Source organism: Streptomyces sp. NPDC018964 (genome assembly GCF_044390325.1).
Classification (GTDB): domain Bacteria; phylum Actinomycetota; class Actinomycetes; order Streptomycetales; family Streptomycetaceae; genus Streptomyces.
The window spans coordinates 48227-67699 of sequence record NZ_JBIRYZ010000018.1 but is presented as its reverse complement, the minus strand read 5'-3'; the positions used below and the strand labels follow the sequence as shown (position 1 = coordinate 67699).

Here is a 19473-nt window from a genome sequence, read left to right as displayed (position 1 = left end):
GTCCCCATGGAGATTCTGGGTGCCACACTGCGTGTCTGCGTCGACGACATCGAGACCGCCATCCCCTTCTACGAGCGGCTGGCGGGCGGCAGGGCCCTCCGGTTCGAGCGGGGCGGCGTCCAGGTCGCCGCGGTCGGCTGCTTCCTGCTGATGAGCGGTCCCGCGGCCGAACTGGACGTGCTGCGCAAGGTCGCCGCGACCCTCGCGGTCAAGGACGTCGAGGAGACCGGCCGGGTGCTCGCGGAGATGGGCGCCGACATCCTCGCGGGTCCGCTCCCCACCCCCGTGGGCCGCAACCTCATCGCCCGGCACCCGGACGGCGCGGTCTACGAGTACGCGGACCGCCACTCCTGACACGCCCGGCCCCGGCGCGGGCCTGCGCACCGGGAACCGGGCGCGGGCCGGGCGTCAACGGCCCGTTGTCATCTCGCTGGTGATCGCCCAGCGCTGGTGGTCGCGCCAGGCGCCGTCGATGAAGAGCATCTTCGGCGAGAAGCCCTCCAGGCGGAACCCGCAGGCGCGGGCGAGGGCGATGGAGGCGGCGTTGCCGGGCTGTACGTTGATCTCCAGACGGTGCAGCCGCATCGGGCCGAAGGCGTACCGCACCACGAGGTCCAGGCCCTCGCGCATCAGTCCGCGCCCGGCCGCGTGCGCGAAGGCGCCGTAGCCCAGCGCACCGCACAGGAAGCCGCCCTCGACGATGTTGTTGATGTTGATGAACCCGGCGAGGGCGCCGTCCGCCTCCTTCTCGCAGACCAGGAACCCCGCCTTGGTGGGATCCTTGATCAGCCGCCCCGCGTACGCGGCGTACGCGCCCTGGCTGTCCGGCGGGAACAGCCAGGGGTGGTGGAGGTCCTTGCTCTCCCGGGCGCGGGCGGTGAATTCGGCGCCGTCCGCGTGGGTGAAGTGACGGATCCCCACGCGGCGGCCCTCGGCGAGGTAGCGGGATGCGGTGTGCGGCACCCCGCCACCCTACGACGGGCCCGCGCGCGACGCGGGCCGGTCGGCTCGGCGCCGGTTCGTCAGCTCAGCGCCGGTTCGTCCAGGGTCAGGGTGCCCGCGTCGGCGTCGAGTTCGGCGGTGACGCCGAAGGGGACGGTGAGCGCGTCGGCGCAGTGCCCGAACCCGAACTGCTCGGCCACCGGCACCCCGAGGCCGCCGAGCCGGTCGGCGAGCAGCGTCCGCACCCCGTCGTACGGCTCGCACCGCGCCCAGGAGCCGAGCAGCAGCCCGGAGACCCCGTCGAGCCAGCCGGCCCGCAGGAGCTGGGTGAGGCAGCGGTCGAGCCGGTAGGTCTCCTCCCCCACGTCCTCCAGGCAGAGCAGTCCGCCGCGCGCGGAGGGTCTGGCGTGCGGGGTGCCGAGGTCGGCGGCGAGCAGGGAGAGACAGCCGCCGAGGGTGACGCCGCGTGCCCGGCCGGGGACGAGCGCGGTGCCGTCGGAGTGGATGGTGCGGACCGTGTCGGGGGCGAGGAGGGTCGCCCTGAGGTGGTCCTGCGCCCGCGCGCTCTTCACGAAGTCGATGCCCGCGGCCATCGGCCCGTGCAGGGTGACCAGGCCGAGCCGGACCGCGAACGCCTCGTGCAGCGCGGTGATGTCGCTGAACCCGACGAACACCTTCGGTCCGGCGGCCCGCATCGCCTCCCAGTCGAGCAGGTCGACCAGGCGCTGTGCGCCGTAGCCGCCGCGGGCGCAGATCACCGCGTCGACGGCCGGGTCGCACCAGGCGGACTGCAGATCGGCGGCCCGGTCGGCGTCGCCGCCCGCGAGGTAGCCGAACTCGCCGTGCCGGTCCAGGACATGGGGGCCCACCACGGGGTCGAGGTCCCAGCCGCGCAGCACGTCGAGCCCGGCCTGGAGCCGCTCCTCGGGCACCGGGCCGCTGGGAGCGACCACGGCCACCCGGGCGCCGGGGGCGAGGCGGGCGGGCCGACGCAGTGCCCCGGCCCGGCTCACGTGCCCAGCTCCAGGGCCGGCACGCCGGGCGGTCTCATCCCGAACACCTGGGCGTACAAGGACAGCTCCGCCTCCAGGGCGCGCACCATGGTCTCCGCCCTCCGGAAGCCGTGCCCCTCGCCCTCGAAGGTGAGGTAGGCGTGCGGCACGCCCCGGCCGGCCAGCCGGGCCAGGAACCGCTCGCACTGCACGGGCGGGCAGATCACGTCGTCCAGTCCCTGGAGCATCAGGAACGGCACGGAGAGCCGGTCGACGTGCGCGGCGGGCGAGCGTTCCACGTACCGCTCGGGCACCTCGGCGCGCGGGCCGATCAGGCTCTCCAGGTACTGGGACTCGAAGTCGTGGGTCTCCCCCGTGCCCCAGCCGGTGAGGTCGAGCACCGGGTAGCTGATGGTGCCGCAGGCGTAGACGTCGGTCGTGGTGAGCGAGGCGGCGGCGGTCCAGCCGCCGGCGCTGCCGCCCCGGACGGCGAGCCGGCCGCGGTCGGCGGTGCCCTCGTCGGCGAGGGCCAGCGCGACGGCGGCGCAGTCCTCGACGTCGACCACGCCCCACTGTCCGCGCAGCCGGTCGCGGTACTCCCGCCCGTATCCGGTGGAGCCGCCGTAGTCGACCTCGGCGACGCCGATGCCGCGCGAGGTGAAGTAGGCGATCTCCAGGTCGAGCACGAGCGGCGCCCGCCCGGTGGGGCCGCCGTGCGCCCAGATCACGTACGGGGGGCGCTCGTCCGCGGGACCGGCGCACCCGGGGTGGTGCGGGGGGTACACCCGGGCGTGGATCTCCCGGCCGTCCGGTCCGGTGAACGTGCGGACCCGCGGCTCGGGGTAGTACGCCGGGTCCACCGCGTCCTCGTGGCGGGCGCCGATCACCCGGGCGTGGCCCGTCCGGGTGTCCAGCTCCACCACCTCGGGGCCGCTGCGCGGTCCGGCGCCGACGGTGACGACCCGTTCGCCCCGTGCCGCGAGGGTGGGCGCGAACTCGCTCCACGGGCCGGCGGCGTCGACGAGCTCGCAGGTCTCGGGGTCGAGGACGCCGAGCACGGGTGCGCCCCGGCCGTGCAGGACGGCGATCAGGCCGCTGTCCAGCGGGGCGAACCAGCGCAGGCCCAGCTTCCACAGCGGTCCGCCGAACTCCTCCTCGCGCGGGCAGACCGGCTCCCCGTCCCGGTAGAGGTTCCACCAGCCGGTGCGGTCGCTCGCGTACAGCAGCCGGCCGTCGTGGGTCCAGTCGGCCTGGGCGACGGACTCCTCGGGTCCGCCGGCCACCGTGCGGGCCTCGCGCAGGGTGCCGTCGGCCAGGACGTCGGCGACGAGCAGTTCGGTGCCGTCCCACGGCATGCGCGGGTGGTCCCAGCCGAGCCAGCAGGCGCGCCGCCCGTCCGGCGCGAGGCGCGGCCCGGTGACGAACCGGTGCCGGCCGTCGCTCAGTTCCCGTACGGCGCCCCGGTCACCGGCGGCGGAGCCGTCCAGCGGTACGGCGGCCAGGACGCGGCGCACGTCGCTGGGGCCGTCACCGGTGAACTCCTCCAGGACGCACCACACCTCGTCGCGCTCCGGCGGCAGCACCGGATCGGCCCAGCGCAGTCCCTGCCCGACCGGGGACACGGGGGTGAGCGGGCGGGGCTCGCCGCCCGGCTCGTACCGGTAGAGGCGCTGGTCGGCGAAGTCCACGAACACCACGAGCGGAGCGCCGTCGCGCAGGGTGCCGGCCCAGGGCCGGCCGCCGTACTCGATGACGCGGCTCCGCACGTTCCACGGCGCGGGCAGGACCGGCTCCTCAGTGCCGTCGGCGTGCCGCCGCACCAGGGTGCGGCGGCCGCCCTCGGCGGGCCGGGGCTCGGTCCACCACACCTCGTCGCCGACGAAGCCCACGAACTCGGGGCCGCCGTCGTGGGCCGCGGCCGTGGCCGCGTCGACGGGCGAGGGCCACTCGCCGTACGCCAGGGTCCGCACTGTCTCCCCCATCCGCTCAGGCCGTCCGCAGGAACCGGTCGAGGACCCGGACGCCGAAGTGGAGCGCCTCGACCGGGACGCGCTCGTCGACGCCGTGGAAGAGGGCCTGGTAGTCGAAGCCCTCCGGCAGCTTCAGCGGCGCGAACCCGTAGCCGGTGATGCCCAGCCGGGAGAACTGCTTGGCGTCCGTGCCGCCGGACATGCAGTACGGCACCACGTGCCCCTCCGGCGCGAACGCCTCGACGGCGGCCCGCATCCGGGCGTACGTCGGGGAGTCCACCGGCGACTGGAGCGCCACCTCGTGGTGCTCGAACTCCCAGTCGACGTCCGGTCCGGTGAGCCGGTCCATGGTCGCGCGGAACTCGTCCTCGGCACCGGACAGATACCGTCCGTCGACGCGCGCCACGGCCTCCCCCGGAATCACGTTGACCTTGTATCCGGCGTCCAGCATGGTCGGGTTGGCGCTGTTGCGGACGGTGGCCTCGACGAGCTTGCCCGCCGTGCCGAGCTTGTCCAGCAGGAGGTCCACGTCGGACAGGTCCGTCTCGATGCCGTACACGGCGGCGAGCTCGGTGAGCGCGGCCCGCACGGTCGGGGTGAGCCGCAGCGGCCACTCGTACTCGCCGATGCGGGTGACGGCGGCGGCGAGACGGGTCACCGCGTTCTCCCGGTTGACCTTGGAGCCGTGCCCGGCCCGGCCGCGCGCGGTGAGCCTCATCCAGGCGGTGCCGCGCTCACCGGCCGCGATCGGGTAGATCTGCCGTCCGCCGCCGTCGTGGAAGGTGAACGCGCCCGACTCGCTGACGCCCTCGGTGCAGCCCTCGAAGAGGTGGGCGTGCCGGTCGGCGAGGAAACCGGAACCGTCCTCGGCGCTGGCCTCCTCGTCCGCGGTGAACGCGATGACGACGTCCCGCCGGGGCCGTACGCCCTCGCGCGCCCAGGCCCGCACCACGGCGAGGATCATCGCGTCCATGTTCTTCATGTCGACCGCGCCGCGCCCCCAGACGACCCCGTCGCGGACCTCCCCGGAGAACGGGTGCACGCTCCAGTCGGCGGCCTCCGCCGGGACGACGTCCAGATGCCCGTGGACGAGCAGCGCGTCGGCCGACGGGTCGGTGCCCTCCAGACGGGCGACGACGTTGGCGCGGCCCGGGGTGCGCTCCAGGAGCACCGGCTCGAGTCCCGCCTCGGCGAGCCGCGCGGCGGCGTACTCGGCGGCGGGCCGCTCCCGGCAGTCGCCCCCGCCCCTGTTGGTCGTGTCGATCCGGATCAGGTCGGACGTGAACGTCACGACCTCGTCCAGGGCCCGCTCGTCAGCCATACTGCTCCTCCACCGCGGCCGAGGCGATCGTGGTGACCGCCTTGAAGACGCGGATCCCGTCGTACATGGTCCCGCTGGTGTACGCCACCTTCCGCTCGCCGGTGCGGGTCACGCCCGGCACGACGGTGACGGCCATCGCCAGGTGCTCGGCGTCGAACTCCACCGCGACGGTGAACGGCCCGCCGTCGGCCGGTTCCCGGCGCACCGCCAGCGTGGCGGCCTCCTTGGCGGCCGCGCGGATGTCGGCGGCCGTCCGGGCCGGGGTGCGGCACACGGCCGCGTACCGGGACACGTGGTCCTTGACGGCGACCTTCAGCGCCTCGGGCGCGTAGCCGAGCGCGTCCTCGCAGGCGACGTCGTCACCGGTCACCAGGATCACCGGCACCCCGTACTCGGCGGCCACGTGCGCGTTGAGCAGTCCCTCGCTGGCCCGTACGTCATTGACCCAGACCCCGGTGATGGAGTTGGCGAGGAAGGTGTGCGCGAGGACGCCCTCCATGCCGGCACCGGCGTGGTAGCCGATGAACGCGATGCCGTCCACGTCGCCGTGCTGCACGCCCTCGACCATGGACAGGGCCTTGTGCCGTCCGGTGAGCATCTCGGCCCGGTCGTGCAGCTGCTCGAGGAGCAGGTTGCGCATGGTCCAGTGGGCCTCGTTGATCAGCACCTCGTCGGCGCCGCCGTCGAGGAAACCCTGCACGGCGGCGTTGACGTCCGAGGTGAACATGGACCGGCACCGCTCCCACTGGGAAGTCCCCGGCAGCACGTCGGCCGGCCAGGTGACACCGGTGGCGCCCTCCATGTCGGCGCTGATGAGGATTTTCACGAAACGCTGTCCATTCGTAGGCCGGAGACGCGCGGTCGGGTTCCCGACAGCGGTTCCCGACGGCGTGCGGCGCCGGGGGCGTGGATCTTCATGCTCCGAAACCGTACGCGCTGCCCGACCGCCTCGGCCAGGGCTGTGGACAACCATGGTGGTCCGGCCCGTCGAACTCACCTCGTACGGCCCACGACCGGCCCTTTCCGAGGAACTGCCCTCGGAACCGCCCCCTCCTCGTCGCCGCCGTCCTGACGGGCCCCTCACGTCCGCAGTTCACGGAGCGTCTCCTCCTGGACTTCGGGCGGGCACAGCAGCACGACCTGGAAAGTCACCTTCTCCTGCCCCGGCGGCTCGGGTTTCCCCGCCCAGAACTTCGTTGCGTCGTTCAGGGCACGGAAGAGAATTTCACGTTCCTCGGGACTCTCGGAGAGCACGGCGTGGACATCGTCGACGGTGACGAGGAAATGCTTGGCACTGAGCCAGTGGAGATCTCTCAGGCAGTCCCGCAGCGCCTCCCAGTTCCAGCCGAAATGGTCCGGGAGGCGCAGCGCCTCGTAGAACTGGGTGAACACCCCGTCGGAATCACGCATTTCTCGTCCTCGCATCCGGGCCGAGTGGATCAGCCCGGTGGGAGGCAGGGCGCACGCGGCGGGGATCGTGGAGTCGGCCGGGACGACGTGGACTCCCGTCTCGTTCCGCATCCACCAGGTGACGCCGCTCATCTACCGGTCTCCATGACGATGTAGGTCTGACAGTGGGGTCGATCGACTGCGCCGTGCCCCGTTCCCTGTACCGGATCGGGTTCCCCTGACTGTCGAACATGGAGTACCGCCGCGGACTCCGCCGGAACCTTGGAGGGGATCCGCCCGTTCGGCTTCGACGGGTCGCCCAGGGTCCGTCCTGCTTGACGGTTCGGCGAGGGGCCCAGGGGGTCGGCGCAGGCGACCGGGTGGGCAGGCGACCGCTACGGCCGGCCTGTCCGTCTTTCTTCGGTCATCAGCCTTCCAGTAGATCACTGACGTATTCGCGGAGCTGAGGAGCGAGTTCAGCAAGAGATATCTCTCGCAGCGAGGAGACGTCGTCAGGGCCGACATGACCGGTGGACATGAGTTCGAGGATGGCATGCAACTCGGCCTCCAGGGCATCTTCCTCCTCTTCGGCGGCGGCCGCCGCCGCCAGCAGTGCCGCCAGGGCCGACGCTTGAGCGGATGTGTACGCGCCCACACCGTCGGTCACTTCGTCAGCCGCGCGCTCCCGCGCTCGTGCATCGACGGACAAGACCATTCGCGCAATGTTGATGAATTCGCGGGACTTCAATTCGGAATAACCGTTCGTCACTAGTACGGAAGACGAAGTCGCCGATGCCCATGCTCAGTCGCCCCCGCCGTCGCCCTGCTGTTGCTGCCGGGCGCGTTCCTCGGGCGACGGGCCGAACGTCTCGTCCAGCGCCCGGTTCCACTCCTGCTCGTCGATGCCCAACCGCTCGTTGAGCAGCTCCGACTGCCGGCCGCCCTGCCCCTCCGTGAGCAGCGTCCGCCCGGTGTCCTTCCAGGTCTGCTCGATGTCCTGGCCGGCCCGGTCCCACGACTCGGCGCTCCAGTCCGGGTCCAGGGCGTCCGGCGTGAACACCTCGCCCCAGCCCTGCTGGGTGATCTCCTCCTCGGAGGCGTGCGGATTGCCGCCCGCCAGGGAGTTGACCCCCACCTTCAGTGCCCCCTCGACGTACTGGTCGTGCTCCCACTGCGTGCCGGCCGCCAGACCGAGACGGTTCGCGATCTCACTGGCGTCGTGCACCAGGGCGCGCACGCCCCACTCCCAGCGTTCGCAGAAGTCCTCGAAGTCGACCGACAGACCGTGGTGTCCGGCCTCCATCCCGGTCATCGACAGCTGGGAGAAGCCCTTGCCCATCACCGAGCCGGTCGCGCCGCCCAGCTCGCCCAGCCCGTCGATGGTGGCGCCCACCCCCTTGGTGAACTTCGCGACCGACGCCCTGTCGAAACTCAGGTCCACCCCGTCACCGCCCACGGCCTCGCTCCTCCCCCGCCGCCTCGGTGTCGACGGCGGCCTGGTCCGGAACGATCCCGGTGACCGGCGGGAAGAACATCGACCCGTCCTCGGTGGCGATGTCCACGGCGAGGCCGGCGGGCTCACCCAGGCCCGGCACGATCTCGTCCACGATGCGCGCGCCCAGCAGCGCGGCGTACTCCACCGGCCGCTCCCCCGGACCGTGGTGAAGCGCGAACCGGGCCAGCGCCGTCTCGTCCGTGAAGGCGCACACCCACCGCACACCGCCCGAACGCGCGCTCCACAGGCGCCCGTCGACGGACGGGACCAGCAGGATCGTCCTGCGCATCTCGCCGACCAGTTCCCGGGGGTCGCCGATGCCCGCCCGCCGCTCGGCGATCCGCTCGGCGAGTACCGTTCTTGCCTGCTCCACGACCCCTCCCTCGTCCCGGACGGTGACTGATGTGACCGTAGGGCATGACGCGCGGAGCGGGGGAGACGGTTCTCATGCGGACGCGGCGCGTCCCGCCACGAACCAGAGGGACGGCAGTGCGATGCGGGTGCCGTCGGGGCCGTACTCGGTGGTGGTCAGCGGCAGGGTGCCGCTCGCCAGCACGGCCAGTCCGGCCGCGGTCAGGAACTCGGGCACGGCCGCGTCGTCGACCTCGCCGGGGGCTATGCCGTGCCGCAGGACCGGCGCGAGTTTGGGCGGCGGACCGCCGGGGCCGGCCGCGAGGCCCCGCAGGACGGCCCCGGCGGCCTCGGAGGGCTCGACGAGGAAGGCGCGGCCGCGGTCGCCGACCACCGTGGCGATGCCGTCCACCAGCGCCTGCCGGTCGTCGGCCTCGCACTGGTGCAGCACCCCGCGCAGGTACACGTTGGCGTCGCCGAGTTCGGCGTGCAGGGCCTGCGCCTCGGTCTTCCCGACGGCGTCCAGCCGCCGGTACGCCGCCCGCCCGGCCGGGTCGGCGGCGCGGGCGCGGTCCAGGGCGGCGGCGGAGAGGTCCGCGCCGAGGACGTGCGGGAAGCGGTCGGCGAGGAAGCGGGTCTGGGTGCCGTTGCCGCACCCCAGGTCCACCAGCGGCAGACCGGGGTCGGTCAGATGCGGTTCGAACAGGGCGAGATGGCGGGCCGCGGTCAGAGCGGGCTCCGCGTCCCAGAACACGGCCCCCGGCCCGTCCGGTGCCTCGCGCCAGAAACCCTCCCAGGCCTCCCGGTACCGACTGGTCACGCTCATGCCCGACTCCCCAGGGTGCGACGCCGGCCCGCCCCGTGTGACGGGCCAGTACGGTGTATCGCGCCCCGGGCGCGCGGACAAGCGCGCGGCGCGTTTCTTCACGGTCCGTCGCCCCGGAGTGCGCCGTGTACCACCGGCGCTCAGTGTCGTCGTACCACCGGCGCTCAGCGTCGTCGCGGCAGCGTCAGTTCGAACCACACGCTCTTGCCGGCCGTCGTCCGGCTGGTGCCCCACTGGCGGGCGAGGGTGCTGACCACGCGCAGTCCGCGCCCGAACTCGTCCGTCGGCCGCGCGTCGAGCAGCGTCGGCAGTTCGTGGTCGTCGTCCTCCACCTCGCACAGCAGCGTGTCGCCGCGCACCAGCCGCAGGGCGACGGGGCGGGCGTGGGAGTGCAGTACGGCGTTGGTGACGAGTTCGCTCACCATCAGTTCGGTGCTGTCGGCGAGCTTCGGCAGCCCCCAGTCGTGGAGTTGCTCGCGGACCACCGCGCGGGCCCGGCCGACCTCGGACGGCTCGGGGACGAGCCGCCATTCGGCGACGTCGTCGGGGTCGATGCCGCCGAGGCGGGCCATCAGCAGGGCCACGTCGTCCTTGCGGCCGCCCTGGGTGTTGAGCGCGCGGATGATGGTGTCGCAGGCGTCGTCCATGGAGGCGGCCGGGTGGGCGGCGGACTCGCACAGCGTGGCGAGCCCGACGCCGATGTCCTCGCCGCGCACCTCGACCAGTCCGTCGGTGCACATCACCAGCCGGTCACCGGGCTCCACGGGCACGCGCACCGTCTCGAAGGGCACCCCGCCGACGCCGATGGGCGCCCCGGTGGGCAGGTCGAGCAGTTCGCTGCGCCCGTCGGCGGCGCGCACCAGCACGGGCGGGACGTGTCCGGCGTTGGCGAGGCGCAGCTCGCCCGCGATGGGGTCGTAGACGGCGTACAGGCAGGTCGCCAGGTAGGTGTCGCCGAGCCGCTGGGCGAGGTCGTCGAGGTTGCGCAGGAGTTGCGCGGGCGGCAGGTCGAGTGCGGCCATGGTCTGTACGGCGGTGCGCAACTGTCCCATCATCGCGGCCGAGTTCAGTCCGTGCCCCATGACGTCGCCGACGACGAGCGCGGTGCGGGAGCCGGGCAGCTTCACCGCGTCGAACCAGTCGCCGCCGATCCGTCCGAGCAGGGTGCCGGGCAGATAGCGGGTGGCGATGTCGCAGCCCGCCATGCGCGGCGGGATGTGCGGCAGCATGCTGTCCTGGAGCGTCTCGGCGACGTTCTCCTGGTACGTGTACATGCGCGCGTTGTCGAGCACGAGGCCCGCGCGGGCGGCGAGTTCGGCGCCGGTGACCCGGTCCATGTCGTTGAAGACCTGCCGCTCCGGATGGCGCAGCAGGATCATGAACCCGAGGACGACGTGGCGTGCCTTCAGCGGGACGACCAGCATGGAGCGGCCGGTGATCAGCGGCCGGATGTCGCGCTTCTCGAACTGCGAGGCGATGGCGTGGCCCATCTCCTCGCTGATGCGCGGCACCAGGACGGGTTCGCCGGTGGTCATGCACTGGAAGAAGGGGGTGTGCGCCGGGAAGGGCATGGCCTCGCCGACGGGGACGACGTCGTCCCAGCGGCCGGGTTCGTCGGTGTGTTCCAGGGCGACCCGGTGCCACAGGGTGGTGGTGTCCGGCACTCCCTCGTCGAACCCCTCACCGGCGACGACCTGTTCCCGCAGGTAGGTGCCGGCGACGTCGGTGAAGCGGGGCACGACGGCCTTGCTGACCTCGACGATGGTGCGCGCCAGGTCGAGGGAGGTGCCGATCCGGGAGCTGACCTCGTTGAGGAACTCCAGGCGTTCGCGGACGGCGGCGTGCTCGAGGTCCTCGACCTCGTCCCGCAGTTCCTCGGGCACCGGCTCGCCGGCCGCGAGGGCGCGGGCGGCCCGCTCCCGCCGCTCCCGGCGTTCGGCGCGCCGGGGCACGCCCCAGTCGGGCGTGACGGGCACCCGGTCGTTCTGGCTGAACTCCAGGACGGGGTAGCCCAGTTCGAGGATCTGGGCGACGATGTGGGCACTCTCCCCGACGCTCATGCTGGGGAGGATCTCGGGGAGCCGGCGGGCGAGGTCCTCGGAGCCGGGGAAGTCGGTGTGCAGGGCGAAGCCGGGTGCGATCCGCTCGAACGTCCCGGCCCCGTCCGCACGCAGCAGTCCGCCCGCGTCGGCGGCCAGCACCAGCAGCCGCTCGCGTCCGGGACCCACCAGCGGGTAGGCCCACCACAGCACGTCGGCCCGCCCGGGTCCGGCCGGCAGCCGGGCCCGGCCCGCGGCCGGGTAGGCCAGACCGCCGTCGAGGGTGGCGCCGAGGCCGGGTCCCGGATCGTCGTAGGCGGCGTACGCCCCGTACGGGGTGTCCTCTTCTTCCTCGAGGTCCCCGGGTTCCCCGAGGTCCTCGGGCAGGGCCCCGGTCACGGGCAGCAGGTCGACCGCGGGCCGGCCGAGCGCGTCCTCCTTGGCGAGGGAGAACAGGCGCCGCGCGCCCCTGCTCCAGTGGGAGACGAGTCCGTCGCGGTCGACCACGACCACGGCCAGCGGAATACGGCCGGCGTCGCCGTGCCCGGCCGCCGCGCCGTCTCCCGCGCGGCTGTCCGGAGGTGTGTTCCGCTCGGTGCCACGGTCCATGGCCCAGGCCCTCTCTCCCCCGGCTGCGCAAGATCTGTACCGCCGTCACCACCGTACGACCACGGTCGGCCGCGATGTGCGGCATCGCGGGAATTGCCCGCCTCGGCTCGCACCGGCGTGCGTTCCCGCGCGTGACCGACCGTTTCGGTCCTCGTGGCCCAGCCGGAGGCCGCGTTCCGTCCGGCCGCCGCCGACCACCTGGAGCACGGTGGCGACCAGTGGGTGACCGGCGGCGACGACGTCACCCGCGGCGTCCGGCGGGGTCACGCGCACCTCCTCGACGGGCCGTCCGCCGCCGGCCCGCGCCGTGCCGCGCAGCACGGCGCCGCCCGCCGGTCCGACGTCCTGACGGATCTCGCGGGCGGCCTGGACGGTGACGGGATCACTCGAACCGGTGAGACGCCCTCTCCGCACCGTTCACGAGGGGGTGCCGCCCCTCACTTCTCGACCTCCGCGGCCAGCTTGTCCAGCAGGGCGTCGTAGATGCGGGCGAGCCCCTTGGGCGCGAAGGTCCTCTCGAAGAAGCCGCCGATGCCGCCCGCACCGGTCCACACGGTGGTCACGACGACCCGGGACCGGCCCTCACCGGCCGGGGTGACCCGCCAGGTGGTGACCATGGAGGAGTTGCGGTCCTTCTCGACCAGTTCGCCGTCGGTGGGCTCGGTGACCTCCAGGAGGCAGTCGCGCACGCGCTTGCTGGTGGCCTGGAGCTTCCAGTGCACGAGGGTGCCCTCGCCGTCACCGCCCTCGCGGACCTCGTACTCGCTGTACTGCTCGGGCAGCACTTTCGCGCGGGTGCCGCTGTAGTCGGCGAGGGCGTCGAACACCGTTTCCGCGTCCGCCGCGACGATCCGCTCCGTAGTGGCCTCGACCTGCGCCATCGCTTACCTCCAGGGCATGGGTTCTCGGGGGTCGGGGCAAGCCAACCACCCCTGCGCCCGGCCGCCCAAATCGAGGGTCCGGATGTGATCGGGAGGGTGATCGAAGATGTCACTCGCACGATCACGGGAACACTTGTTCTATTCTGTGCCGCAGCAACATCGCGGAGGCGTCATGCGCGGGGAGAAGCTCTCACCGGGCTCCGGACACGGCCGGGGACCGACATCGCCCTGCCCGCCGCGGAGACGGCCCGCACCTCCGGCACGCCCGGCCCCCGCGGCGCGCACCCCCCTCGACGACCCCATTCACGTGGAGTGGCTTCTCATGGTCAGCGCACCGCAGGCCGACAGGGTCTGGAAGAACATGACCGCGTCGATCATAGACCGGGATGATCACGGGCAGCAGCCCGCCGTGCCCCGGGCGGGGGCGGCCGCGTACTACGCGCTGCTCCAGGGCGGCGGCGCGGGCCCGGCGGACGGCGCTCCCGCCAAGCAGTGGCTGCTCCTGCGCAAACGCACGACCGAGCGGCTGAAGGACCGGTGAGCCTTCGCGGCGAAGGTCCGCGAGCCCGGGCCGGCACGCCCTCCGGCGCGTCTCCGCGTTCCTCCGCGCACGCCGCCGGAACAGGTGTGCCGCACCAGCCGCGCCGCCGACCCGGGGCGAAGCGGCGGCCTGCCCGTCGGCGCACACCCCCTGAGCCGCTGACGGTGAACCGCGCGCCGACGTCGGCGCGCGGTTCACCCCCGCACGGCCTGCCCGGCTTTCAGGACTGAGCGCCTGACGCCCCGTCGGGGCGGGACTGTCGTACCCATGGGCCATGACGGGTCCATGAGCGGCCTGTCCGGAATCCCCGCCCCCGACGGCGTGGCCCCCGCGACCCAGTACACCCACGTGGTGACGGGCACGGGCCGTTTCGTCGCCGTCTCCGGCCAGCTCGCCCTGGACGAGGACGGCCGGCTCGTCGACGAGGGCGACACCGGGGCGCCGGCCTGGTCCGCCCGGAGTTCCCGATGGAGATCGAGGCGTTCGCGGTGGTGGCCGGATGAGCGGGTTCCCGCTGCGCGCGATGACCGTGGACGACTGCGACCGCATGGCCGCGATACGGGTACGGGGCCGGCGGCACGCCTACCGCGGCCGGGGGATCCGGGCCAGGGCGCGGACCGCCGCCTCGGCCAGCGCCGGATGGGCGAGGGCGTCCTCGAGCACGGGTTCGGCGCGCGGGTCGCCGAGTTCGCCCAGTCCCTCCACACAGGCCAGCGCGACCCGGCGGTACGGGTCGTGGGGGCGCAGCCGCCGCCGCAGCGTGGTGATCAGGGCCGGTACCGCCTCGGGGGCGCGCAGTGCGGTGAGCAGGCGGACCGGGTGCAGGGCGTAGGCGACGCGGAGTTCGTTGGTGGCGAGGGCGGCGGCGGCGCGTGCGGTGCGCGGGTCGCCGAGGCGGGCGAGGGCGTGGGCGGCGGAGGCGCAGCGCGGCGGGTCGCGGTGGTTGAGGAGGAGGACGAGTGCCTCGAAGGCCCTGCGGTCCCCCGCCAGTCCCAGCCGGAACGCGGCCAGTTCGCGGGCCCAGAGCGGTTGTCCGGGTGCGGTGAGGACGCCGGCCAGGGTGTCGGGGTCGTCCGTGGCCAGGATACGGTCGTACGCCGTCGATCCGCCCGACTCCGCCCGTAAGCGCTCGGTGAGCGATCGCAACTCTTCGTCCATGCCCCAGAGATTAGGGGTCGGGCGGGGTACTCGGGACCCGCATCACAAAGCCGGGGGCTGGCGCGCTCGTTACCCGCGGGTTAAGCTCAGACGAGCGAGTTACCCACTCGCGACCCTCCTCATGGCGGTCTGGTGACGCGGCCGCCCTGGGGGGCAGTCGGTTCGGTACCCCGTGTACCGCAGTACGGCTCGGCCCCGGGACAGGGCCGGTCGGATCGGCCGTCGTTCACCGGCGGTTCCGGGCGTGTGCGCTCGCAGCCCGGTCCACACCCGCATCCCGCACGCACCCGGTGCGCCCTTCGGCGCACCCGGGCGTGCTTCCCGTCGTCACCCTCATTCCTGGAGTCCCGCGATGGCCACTCCCCTCTCCGACACCCCTCTGTCCCCGCTCCGGACCGTCGCCGTGGTCGGCCTCGGCACGATGGGCACCGGCATCACCGAGGTCCTGGCCGGCGCCGGCCGCGACGTCATCGGCATCGACGTCAGCGAGGCGCAGGCCGCCCGGTGCGTCGCCGTCCTGGAGGCCTCGACCGCCCGCGCCGTGGAGCGCGGCAGGCTGACCGAGGAGCAGCGTGCGGACCTCCTCGCCCGTGTGACCACCTCCACCGACCTCGCGGCGGCGGCCGCCGCCGACCTGGTGATCGAGGTGGCGCCGGAGTCGTACGAGATCAAGCAGCAGATCCTCCGCGAACTCGACGGGATCGTGCGGCCGGACACCGTTCTGGCGACCGGCACCAACGCCCTGTCCGTCACGCGTCTGGCCGCCGACTCGGCCCGCCCCGAGCGGGTGCTGGGCATGCACTTCTTCAACCCGGCGCCGGCGATGAGGCTGGTCGAGGTCGTCTCCTGCGTGCTGACCGCCCCCGCGGCCGTCACCGCGGTCACCGACCTCGCGCTGGAGCTGGGCAAGGAGCCCGTGGCGGTCGGCGACCGGCCCGGATTCGTCGCCGACGGACTGCTGTTCGGCTACCTCAACCAGGCCGCCGCGATGTACGAGTCCCGTTACGCCTCCCGCGAGGACATCGACGCCGCGATGAAGCTGGGCTGCGGTCTGCCCATGGGCCCGCTGGCGCTGCTCGACCTGATCGGCGTCGACACGGCGCGCACGGTCCTGGAGGCCATGTACGCCGAGTCCCGTGACCGGCTGCACGCCCCGGCCCCGGTCCTCAAGCAGCTCAGCGAGGCGGGCCTGACGGGCCGCAAGGCGGGGCGCGGCTTCTACACGTACGAGGCGCCGGGCAGCGGGACGGTCGTGCGCGACGCCCTCACCCCGCTCGGGGACGTCTTCGCGGTCCCCGGCCGTACGGTGCGTTCGGTGGGTGTCGCGGGCTCCGGCACCATGGCCTCCGGCATCGCCGAGGTCTTCGCCGGGGCCGGCTACGAGGTGGTCCTGGCCGCCCGCGGCGAGGAGAAGGCGCGGGCGGCCAGGACCCGGATCGGGAAGTCCCTGGCGCGCTCCGTCGACAAGGGGCGGATGACCGCCGAGGCGGCCGCCCGGATCCTGGAGCGGGTGCGTCCGACGGGCGGCTACGACGACCTCGCCGACGTCGATCTCGTGGTGGAGGCGGTCGCCGAGGACCTGGAGGTCAAGCGGCAGCTGTTCGCGACGCTGGACAAGGTCTGCAAGCCGGGCGCGGTCCTCGCCACCACCACGTCCTCGCTCCCGGTGGTGGCCTGCGCCCGCGCCACCTCGCGCCCGCAGGACGTGATCGGCATGCACTTCTTCAACCCCGCGCCGGCGATGAAGCTGGTCGAGGTGGTGCGCACGGTGCTGACCGCCGACGACGTCCACGCCACCGTGCGCGGGGTCTGCGGCACGCTCCGCAAGCACGCCGTGGACTGCGGCGACCGGGCCGGTTTCATCGTGAACGCGCTGCTGTTCCCGTACCTCAACAACGCGATCAAGATGGTGCAGGAGCACTACGCCTCGCTCGACGACATCGACGCCGCGATGAGGCTGGGCGGCGGCTACCCGATGGGGCCGTTCGAACTCCTCGACGTCGTCGGCCTCGATGTCTCGCTCGCCATCGAGAGGGTGCTGCACCGCGAGTTCCGCGATCCGGGGCTCGCGCCGGCGCCGCTGCTGGAGCACCTGGTGGCCGCGGGCTGCCTCGGCCGCAAGACCGGCCGTGGCTTCCGCGAATATGCCAAGCGCTGAGCGGCGTCCCGACGACCGGTCCGAGGGCGGCGCGGAGTGGGGCGGGCTGCTCGGCCCCGACCGGTTCCCCCCGCCGGCCCCCGTCGCCCCTCCCCCGCCCGCCGAGGGCGGGGGAACCCCCGGTCACGCGCATCGAGCCGCGCGCATGCAGTACGTTCGGGGCATGTCCCAGCCCGCCAAGTCCGCACGTACACCAGCCACGACCGAGCCGCCGGAAAGCGCCGCAGGCTCCCGTGCCGCCGCCCAGCGGCTCAAAATGCGCCGGGAACTGGCGGCCGCCGCGATGGAGCTGTTCGCGACCAAGGGGTACGAGGCCACCACCGTCGACGAGATCGCGGCCGCCGCCGGGGTCGCCCGCCGCACCTTCTTCCGCCACTTCCGTTCCAAGGAAGAGGCGATCTTCCCCGACCACGACGACACCCTGGTCCGCGCCGAGGCGGTGCTCAACGCCGCCCCCGCGCACGAGCATCCGCTCGACACGGTGTGCCGTGGGATCAAGGAGGTCATGAAGATGTACGCGGCGCGGCCGGAGATCTCGGTCGCCCGCTACCGGCTGACGCGCGAGGTGCCCACCCTGCGCGAGGCCGAGATCGCGTCGGTGGCCCGCTACGAGCGCCTCTTCACCCGTTATCTGCTCGGCCACTTCGACGAGCACGCGCACGACGACGACGCCAACGACGACCCGCTGCTGGCGGAGGTCGCCGCGTCCGCCGTGGTCACCGCGCACAACCACGTGCTGCGGCGCTGGCTGCGGGCCGACGGCCAGGGCGACGTCGAGGCCCAGCTGGACCACGCCTTCGCGATCGTCCGCAAGACCTTCGGCAGCGGGATCATGGCGGGCCGGCGCACCGCGCCGCCGAAGCCGCCCGTGTCCTCGGCGTCCGCGCACGGCGAGGTCCTGGTGACGGTCGCGCACGTGGACGCCCCGCTGGACGAGGTGATGCGGACCATCGAGCGGGCGCTCAAGGAGCGTTGAGCAGCCCTGCCGGGGAATGCCGGCCGGCCCTGCCGGGGAATGCCGGCCAGACCCGCCGAGGAGCGTTGTACGACCCCGCCGAGGAGTACTGACCAGCCGCTCACCACTGTGATGACGGCCACCCCACCGGGTGGCCGTTTTGCCATGTCAGGGGCGTTTTTCGCACCCGTTTCCGGGCCGGTTCGATCGATCATCGCTCATCTGATGAGTAAAGATTTCACCTGAGCTCAAGTTCTGGCACCCAGTGCCTTGTCGGATGACACGGCGTGCCATACGTTGAAGAGGTCCGGGCGAGTCCCGGCGGGCCCCTCGCCCGCACGTCCGGACGCCTGCGTCACAGGCAACCTCCCGCGCACACCCAGCGCTGCCGAAGCACCACCGCCGGACCGACGGCACCCCTCCCCACCCTCAGCAGCACACCGACGTAACCCTCAAGCGCCCCTCCCTCAGGGCGCTCATCGCCGGAGGCAACACCGTGACCATGAAGGACATCCTGGCCGCGATCCAGTCGCCCGACTCCACGTCGGAGGACTTCGCCGCCCTGCCGCTCCCCGAGTCGTACCGCGCGATCACCGTGCACAAGGACGAGACGGAGATGTTCGCGGGCCTCGAGACCCGCGACAAGGACCCCCGCAAGTCGATCCACCTTGACGACGTGCCGCTGCCCGAACTGGGCCCGGGCGAGGCCCTGGTGGCCGTCATGGCCTCCTCGGTCAACTACAACTCGGTGTGGACCTCGATCTTCGAGCCGCTGTCGACGTTCGGCTTCCTGGAGCGCTACGGCCGCACCAGCGAACTGGCCAGGCGCCACGACCTGCCGTACCACGTCATCGGCTCCGACCTCGCGGGCGTCGTGCTGCGCACCGGCCCCGGCGTCAACGCCTGGAAGCCCGGCGACGAGGTCGTCGCGCACTGCCTCTCCGTCGAGCTGGAGTCGTCCGACGGCCACAACGACACGATGCTCGACCCCGAGCAGCGCATCTGGGGCTTCGAGACCAACTTCGGCGGCCTGGCGGAGCTCGCCCTCGTGAAGTCCAACCAGCTGATGCCGAAGCCGGATCACCTGAGTTGGGAGGAGGCCGCCGCCCCGGGCCTGGTCAACTCCACCGCGTACCGGCAGCTGGTGTCCCGCAACGGCGCCGGCATGAAGCAGGGCGACAACGTCCTCATCTGGGGCGCGAGCGGCGGACTCGGCTCCTACGCCACCCAGTTCGCGCTCGCCGGCGGCGCCAACCCGATCTGCGTCGTCTCCAGCGAGCAGAAGGCGGACATCTGCCGGTCGATGGGCGCGGAGGCGGTCATCGACCGCAGCGCCGAGGGCTACCGGTTCTGGAAGGACGAGAACACCCAGGACCCGAAGGAGTGGAAGCGCTTCGGCAAGCGCATCCGTGAACTCACCGGCGGCGAGGACATCGACATCGTCTTCGAGCACCCCGGCCGCGAGACCTTCGGCGCCTCGGTGTTCGTCACCCGCAAGGGCGGCACCATCACCACCTGCGCCTCGACCTCGGGCTACATGCACCAGTACGACAACCGCTACCTGTGGATGTCGCTGAAGCGCATCATCGGCTCGCACTTCGCCAACTACCGCGAGGCCTGGGAGGCCAACCGGCTGATCGCGAAGGGCAGGATCCACCCGACCCTGTCGAAGGTGTACTCGCTCGAGGACACCGGCCAGGCCGCCTACGACGTGCACCGCAACCTGCACCAGGGCAAGGTCGGCGTGCTGTGCATGGCGCCCGAGGAGGGCCTGGGCGTGCGCGACCACGAGAAGCGCGCGCGGCACATCGACGCCATCAACCGCTTCCGGAACATCTGAGGTCCG

The 19473-nt window shown here is 72.8% G+C and carries 18 protein-coding genes and 2 pseudogenes; 6 read left to right on the top strand and 14 right to left on the bottom strand.

Annotated elements, in window-relative coordinates:
- Positions 1–6: 6 nt before the first annotated feature.
- The gene (locus tag ACH5AO_RS26245; RefSeq protein WP_398928694.1) at positions 7–354 is read left to right on the top strand and encodes a VOC family protein; all 348 of its coding nucleotides are present in this window, start codon (positions 7–9) and stop codon (positions 352–354) included.
- 54 nt (positions 355–408) lie between these two features.
- Here ACH5AO_RS26245 and ACH5AO_RS26240 read toward each other — a convergent pair whose 3' ends face one another.
- The 13 genes and pseudogenes from ACH5AO_RS26240 to ACH5AO_RS26180 all read right to left on the bottom strand — a co-directional run bounded on the left by ACH5AO_RS26240 (position 409) and on the right by ACH5AO_RS26180 (position 12815).
- The gene (locus tag ACH5AO_RS26240) at positions 409–963 is read right to left on the bottom strand and encodes a GNAT family N-acetyltransferase (protein ID WP_398928691.1); all 555 of its coding nucleotides are present in this window, start codon (positions 961–963) and stop codon (positions 409–411) included.
- Positions 964–1022: 59 nt separating this feature from the next.
- Positions 1023–1955, bottom strand: coding sequence for an LD-carboxypeptidase (locus ACH5AO_RS26235; protein WP_398928690.1), 933 nt, complete (start codon positions 1953–1955; stop codon positions 1023–1025).
- Positions 1952–3916, bottom strand: coding sequence for a S9 family peptidase (locus tag ACH5AO_RS26230; RefSeq protein ID WP_398928687.1), 1965 nt, complete (start codon positions 3914–3916; stop codon positions 1952–1954). Before ACH5AO_RS26230 ends, ACH5AO_RS26235 begins: the two co-directional genes overlap by 4 nt.
- A gap of 4 nt (positions 3917–3920) precedes the next feature.
- Positions 3921–5225: a M20/M25/M40 family metallo-hydrolase gene (locus ACH5AO_RS26225; RefSeq protein ID WP_398928684.1), complete on the bottom strand. Its 1305-nt coding sequence runs from the start codon at positions 5223–5225 to the stop codon at positions 3921–3923.
- Positions 5218–6051, bottom strand: coding sequence for a M55 family metallopeptidase (locus tag ACH5AO_RS26220; protein ID WP_398928682.1), 834 nt, complete (start codon positions 6049–6051; stop codon positions 5218–5220). The genes ACH5AO_RS26225 and ACH5AO_RS26220 overlap by 8 nt, the downstream gene beginning before the upstream one ends.
- A gap of 254 nt (positions 6052–6305) precedes the next feature.
- On the bottom strand, positions 6306–6767 hold the full coding sequence (locus ACH5AO_RS26215) for a barstar family protein (RefSeq protein ID WP_398928679.1): 462 nt from the start codon (positions 6765–6767) through the stop codon (positions 6306–6308).
- A 274-nt stretch (positions 6768–7041) separates the two neighbouring features.
- Complete coding sequence (locus tag ACH5AO_RS26210) at positions 7042–7383, bottom strand: hypothetical protein (protein ID WP_398928677.1); 342 nt, start codon at positions 7381–7383, stop codon at positions 7042–7044.
- A gap of 33 nt (positions 7384–7416) precedes the next feature.
- Positions 7417–8070, bottom strand: coding sequence for a hypothetical protein (locus tag ACH5AO_RS26205; protein ID WP_398928674.1), 654 nt, complete (start codon positions 8068–8070; stop codon positions 7417–7419).
- Positions 8060–8482, bottom strand: a complete 423-nt coding sequence (locus ACH5AO_RS26200; protein WP_398928672.1) for a hypothetical protein — start codon at positions 8480–8482, stop codon at positions 8060–8062. Before ACH5AO_RS26200 ends, ACH5AO_RS26205 begins: the two co-directional genes overlap by 11 nt.
- 72 nt (positions 8483–8554) lie before the next feature.
- Complete coding sequence (locus ACH5AO_RS26195; protein ID WP_398928669.1) at positions 8555–9286, bottom strand: methyltransferase domain-containing protein; 732 nt, start codon at positions 9284–9286, stop codon at positions 8555–8557.
- Between the two features lie 164 nt (positions 9287–9450).
- The gene (locus ACH5AO_RS26190; protein ID WP_398928667.1) at positions 9451–11934 is read right to left on the bottom strand and encodes a SpoIIE family protein phosphatase; all 2484 of its coding nucleotides are present in this window, start codon (positions 11932–11934) and stop codon (positions 9451–9453) included.
- Between the two features lie 147 nt (positions 11935–12081).
- Positions 12082–12315: pseudogene (locus tag ACH5AO_RS26185) on the bottom strand (hypothetical protein); the annotation flags it as partial.
- Positions 12316–12371: 56 nt separating this feature from the next.
- The gene (locus ACH5AO_RS26180; protein ID WP_398928665.1) at positions 12372–12815 is read right to left on the bottom strand and encodes an SRPBCC family protein; all 444 of its coding nucleotides are present in this window, start codon (positions 12813–12815) and stop codon (positions 12372–12374) included.
- A gap of 322 nt (positions 12816–13137) precedes the next feature.
- Between ACH5AO_RS26180 and ACH5AO_RS26175 the strand changes: the two genes are divergently transcribed.
- On the top strand, positions 13138–13356 hold the full coding sequence (locus tag ACH5AO_RS26175; RefSeq protein ID WP_398928663.1) for a hypothetical protein: 219 nt from the start codon (positions 13138–13140) through the stop codon (positions 13354–13356).
- Between the two features lie 285 nt (positions 13357–13641).
- Positions 13642–13803 (top strand): annotated as a pseudogene (locus ACH5AO_RS26170) (RidA family protein); the annotation flags it as partial.
- A gap of 135 nt (positions 13804–13938) precedes the next feature.
- Here ACH5AO_RS26170 and ACH5AO_RS26165 read toward each other — a convergent pair.
- Positions 13939–14514 carry an adenylosuccinate lyase gene (locus tag ACH5AO_RS26165; protein ID WP_398928661.1) on the bottom strand — a complete coding sequence of 192 codons (576 nt, stop codon included), beginning with the start codon at positions 14512–14514 and terminating at the stop codon, positions 13939–13941.
- Positions 14515–14866: 352 nt separating this feature from the next.
- Between ACH5AO_RS26165 and ACH5AO_RS26160 the strand changes: the two genes are divergently transcribed.
- The 3 genes from ACH5AO_RS26160 to ccrA all read left to right on the top strand — a co-directional run bounded on the left by ACH5AO_RS26160 (position 14867) and on the right by ccrA (position 19467).
- Positions 14867–16672 carry a 3-hydroxyacyl-CoA dehydrogenase family protein gene (locus tag ACH5AO_RS26160; RefSeq protein WP_398928659.1) on the top strand — a complete coding sequence of 602 codons (1806 nt, stop codon included), beginning with the start codon at positions 14867–14869 and terminating at the stop codon, positions 16670–16672.
- Positions 16673–16835: 163 nt separating this feature from the next.
- Positions 16836–17648: a TetR family transcriptional regulator gene (locus ACH5AO_RS26155; RefSeq protein WP_398928656.1), complete on the top strand. Its 813-nt coding sequence runs from the start codon at positions 16836–16838 to the stop codon at positions 17646–17648.
- A 481-nt stretch (positions 17649–18129) separates the two neighbouring features.
- Positions 18130–19467: a crotonyl-CoA carboxylase/reductase gene (gene ccrA / locus ACH5AO_RS26150; RefSeq protein WP_398928838.1), complete on the top strand. Its 1338-nt coding sequence runs from the start codon at positions 18130–18132 to the stop codon at positions 19465–19467.
- Positions 19468–19473: the final 6 nt, after the last annotated feature.